Below are 3,950 nucleotides of genomic sequence, written 5' to 3'. Positions count from 1 at the left end.
CGCCGGTTGTGGGCGTTGCGGTGCTCGGAGCCGCAGAAGCGGGCGTCGCGGCGGGCACCGCGGGGGATGGGGCGCCCGCAGTGCTCGCAGGGACGGCCACCGGCCTGGCGCGTCGCCGCCGCGCGCGCCGCGACGGCATCGGCCGTCAGATCGTCCTCGCCGACCGGCCCATCGACCGGCCCGTCGGCGAGCTCACCGCTGGACCCGCCGCCGGATTCGCTCCCGGTTCCGGCGTCGGTCGGCGGCGTCGTGGCGTGAGCGCCCCCGGTCGCACGATCGCCGCTGGCGCTGCCGGCGGAGGCGGCCTGCTCGCCGTCTTCGCCGGGCAGCGGGTCCGCCTGCGCGGCGCGCGGAACCGCATCGTCGTGATCAAGCTCCATACCCGACACACTAGTCGACCCGATCGATTGAATACTCGTTTCCGATCCGATCGGATCGAATAATTCCCATCGCCCGCATCTCACAGAATGCTAATTCTGTGAAAAACTGAGCGATCATGGACTCCGGCACCGCACCACCCCACCACCCGCCCACCGGCCCGCCCACCGAGCCGTCCCCGCCCGCAGGAGCACACGCCGGGACGCCGCCGGAACCGGCGCCGGACGCGTCGGTACCGGAAGCGCTCGTACCGACGGCGCTGGTCCGGCCCGCCCCGGTGCCGGGTGCTGCGGCGTCGGCCCAGCACCGCGGCGCCCGGTACCGCCCGGGGTGGCGGCTCCCGCTCCGGTGGCGTGGGGGAGTGCGGCGTATACCGGACACGGCGCGGCCCGGGGCGTGCCCTCGGCCGAACGGGGCAACCGCGGCAGTGTGGGCCCCGCAGCCGCCCCGGCGCCGGCGCCGTTGCTGGTGTCGGTGGGGGAGATCCCCGGGCTGTCGGGGGTCGACCAGCATCGGAACGAAAAGTCTCGTTAGTGGGCTTGGTGGGGGCGACGTGGCGCGGATGATCGTTCCGATGCGTCTGAGCTGCGTGTTTGGACTGGTCGGGTCCGCTGCCACAAGATCAATTACCAGACTGGCTATAGAGTCCTGCCCGTGGCGAACCATCAGGACGAGACCAGTGCGGCCTACGACGGAGTCGTCGAGCTGTACGCATCGCTGTTCGCAGACCGGCTGGAGACACAGCCGTTCACCCGGGCCATGATCGGCACCTTCGCCGAACTGGTGCGCGCGACAGGCAACCTGCGGGCAGCGGACGTCGGGTGCGGGCCCGGACATCTGACGGCCATGCTGCACGAACTGAGCCTGGACGCCTTCGGACTCGACCTCTCCCCCGGCATGGTCGACCACGCACGGCGGGCCCATCCGGCGCTGTGCTTCCAGGAGGCGCGGATGGAATCCCTTCCGATCGAGGACGGCGCGCTCGGCGGCGTCCTGGCCCACTATTCGATGATCCACACCCCTCCGGGAGAACTGCCGGAGCTGCTCGCCGAGCAGGTACGCGTCCTGGCGCCGGATGGCCTGCTCCTGGTTTCCTTCTTCGGGACCGACGGACAAGAACCGGTCCGGTTCGATCACAAGGTGGCGCCTGCCTACAGCTGGCCGGCGGATCGCCTCGCTGAACTGCTCGCCGATGCCGGGCTCGTTCCCTTCGCCCGGCTGCTCCACGATCCGGCCTCCGAGCGAGGCTTCCTCGACGCCCATCTGCTGGCCCGCCGATCGTAGGTCTTGCCCGGTAATACCCGCCAGCCGGTCGGCGCACCTCCGGACTGCCAGCTCGGCGGACGCTCGCTGATCCGACTCCCGCGACATCAGTAGCGGTCTGGGGCTTCCACACGGGTGAAGTCGTCGTCATTCACCCGGCAATCGTTTCATGTGGGTGTTTCGCGCCTCCCTTCGTATGCAACGACCCATGAAACTGTGTTCGTGCTGGACCGCCTCCACTGGACGGTTTGTTTCATAGGCGACCGCCTATGAAACACCAGCGGCCCGGACGCATCGGAACGAGAAGTCACGCCAGCATCAACCCGGGCGACCGCCTACCGCGACTTTTCGTTCCGATGCTGGTCGACCCCCCTGTCGGGGTGCCGGTAAGACTCGTGCAATCAGGTACAAGGGTTTGAGTTAGGCCAGTTCAGCTGAGGGTTTGGGTGCGCCGGTCAGTGAGTGCGTCGCGGTGGCGCGAGGATGCCGGTGATCTCGGCCACGGCTTCCCCGCCGGGTTTGGTGTAGCGCATGGCGCTGCGGGGGTTCTTGTGGCGGGTCTTGGCCATGATGAGCTGCAGCGGCACCTTCTGCTCGCCGAGGTGGGTGGCGGCGGAGTGGCGGAGCTGATGGGGATCGAGGCCGAGGTGTTTGTCCATGAGGACGCGGACCCGGTCGTAGCCGAGGCGGGGCCGTTCGGTGTGCGGGCAGATGTGCTCGGGGGCGGGGCGGCGTGTGGGGACGGGTTTGCGGTCGGCGAGGAAGAGCGGGCCTCGGGTACGGACGGGCCCGCCGGGGTGGCCGTCGGGGAGCCGGAGGAGGCGGGGTAGGAGGCGGGCGGTGCCGGCGTCCCAGTAGACCCATTCGGTGTCGCCGCCCTTGGAGATCAGCGGGGCGCGCCGGTTCTCCAGGTCCAGGTCCTGCACGTTGAGGGACAGGATCTCGGCGGCGCGAGCAGCGGTCTCGTACAGCATCCGGTAGAGCGTCTTGTCGCGCAGCGGGATGTCGCGGCGCGATAGCAGTCGCTCCAGCTTGGTCTTGGCGACGGCCTTGGTGTGGTCGACATTCTCGCGGCGGCGTTCGGCATCGGCGGGGACCGACGGGGCTGTCCACCTCTTCTTCGTGGCGCACCACGATAGCCAGGAGGAGACGGCGGCCCGGTTGCGGTTCCAGGTTGCCGGCGCGCACCCGCCCCACAGGGCGGTGAGGGCGTCACCGATCTCGGTGTCGGCGACGTCGGCCAGGCGGCGCGTCCCGCCGCCGACGGCGGCGATGGTGCGGTCGATCGCCGAGGCGTAGGCGCGGTGGGTGTTGGGGTTGGCGACCCGGTGCGTGCCGAGGAACTCGTCGGCCGCGTCGGCGAGGGTGACACCGTTCCCGCGCAGCGCGGTGAGGTTCCGCTCGGCGGCCGCGCTCACCGCCCGCCGCCCGACACCGGAGCGATGTACCGGATAACGTGCCCGAGTCGCGCATCGGCCGTGAGGGCGGATCCCCAGCTCGGCCATGATCGTCCAACCCTCATGTACGTGATAATAGTCAATTATCGCGTACATGAGTTTGGCTCTTTTCGAGCGCTGAGAACAACCGGACCGGCACCGCTGTCCCCGCCGGGCCGAGCAGAGGGCGCCGTGACCGGGCGGCTGTGCCGGGAGGTCAGCGTCTGGTGTGTGGGCGGCGGCCGAGGATTGCCCAGGCGGTTTCGGTGACGGCTGCGACGGCGAGGCCGAAGGCCAGGTGGGCGGCGAAGCCGCGCAGGTGGGTCACGGCCGGGTAGGCGTGGTTGGGGGCGGAGAAGCCGGCCAGCGGGGTGATGCCCTCGTCCACGATCACCGACATCGCGGCCCCGGCGGTCAGCCCGGCCGCCAGCGGATTGAGGCCGGTGGTGCGGCGCAGCAGCGCGTACACCGGGGCCCAGCTGATGGCGAGCCCGTAGTGGAAGGCCGTCCCGGACCGCTCCCGCGCTGTGCCTTTCAGGTGGATGCCGAGCAGGCCGAGGGTCTTGTCGGCGGCGATCTGGAACGGGGAGCCGGGCCGGGCGTCGTCCTCGCGCCCGCGGGCCTCGTCGGATTCGAGCTGGTAGAGCTTCATGCTCACCGGCTCCATCACCTTCGTCGCCGCGTATCCGGCGACCGGGGCGATGGCGGCGTCGGTGAGCAGGTCGGCGGTGGTGGTGTTCATGGCGATCTCCTTCCTGTCGGCCCCCAGGGTGGTCGCTGGCGGCCACCTGGGGGGTCAGCAGCAGCCGGACGGGGTGCCGGTGAGGATCTGCTGGATGAGCGGCTGTTGGATGGCGTAGGCGTCGGCGACGG

The 3,950-nt window shown here is 70.3% G+C and carries 3 protein-coding genes and 1 pseudogene; 1 reads left to right on the top strand and 3 read right to left on the bottom strand.

What is annotated here, in order from left to right:
- Positions 1-380, bottom strand: a pseudogene (locus BJF79_RS34175) (hypothetical protein); the annotation flags it as partial.
- Between the two features lie 652 nt (positions 381-1,032).
- Between BJF79_RS34175 and BJF79_RS34170 the strand changes: the two are divergent.
- Positions 1,033-1,662 carry a class I SAM-dependent methyltransferase gene (locus BJF79_RS34170; RefSeq protein ID WP_075903658.1) on the top strand — a complete coding sequence of 210 codons (630 nt, stop codon included), beginning with the start codon at positions 1,033-1,035 and terminating at the stop codon, positions 1,660-1,662.
- Positions 1,663-2,096: 434 nt separating this feature from the next.
- Here the strand turns inward: BJF79_RS34170 and BJF79_RS34165 are convergent, their stop codons facing one another.
- Together BJF79_RS34165 and BJF79_RS34160 are read right to left on the bottom strand one after the other, a co-directional pair.
- Positions 2,097-3,059 (bottom strand): tyrosine-type recombinase/integrase, encoded by a 963-nt coding sequence (locus tag BJF79_RS34165; protein ID WP_262402972.1) that lies wholly within the window; start codon positions 3,057-3,059, stop codon positions 2,097-2,099.
- A gap of 235 nt (positions 3,060-3,294) precedes the next feature.
- Positions 3,295-3,819, bottom strand: a complete 525-nt coding sequence (locus tag BJF79_RS34160) for a DUF1440 domain-containing protein (RefSeq protein ID WP_075903656.1) — start codon at positions 3,817-3,819, stop codon at positions 3,295-3,297.
- Between the last annotated feature and the right edge of the window lie 131 nt (positions 3,820-3,950).

The sequence above is a fragment of the Actinomadura sp. CNU-125 genome (assembly GCF_001942465.1).
Classification (GTDB): Bacteria; Actinomycetota; Actinomycetes; order Streptosporangiales; family Streptosporangiaceae; genus Spirillospora.
The sequence above is the reverse complement of the archived record's forward strand: the minus strand, read 5'-3'. Positions and strand labels throughout refer to the sequence as shown.

Excerpts from the sequence above, each read along its gene's own strand:
- BJF79_RS34160 (WP_075903656.1), bottom strand. The coding sequence starts at position 3,819 with ATGAACACCACCACCGCCGACCTGCTCACCGACGCCGCCATCGCCCCG.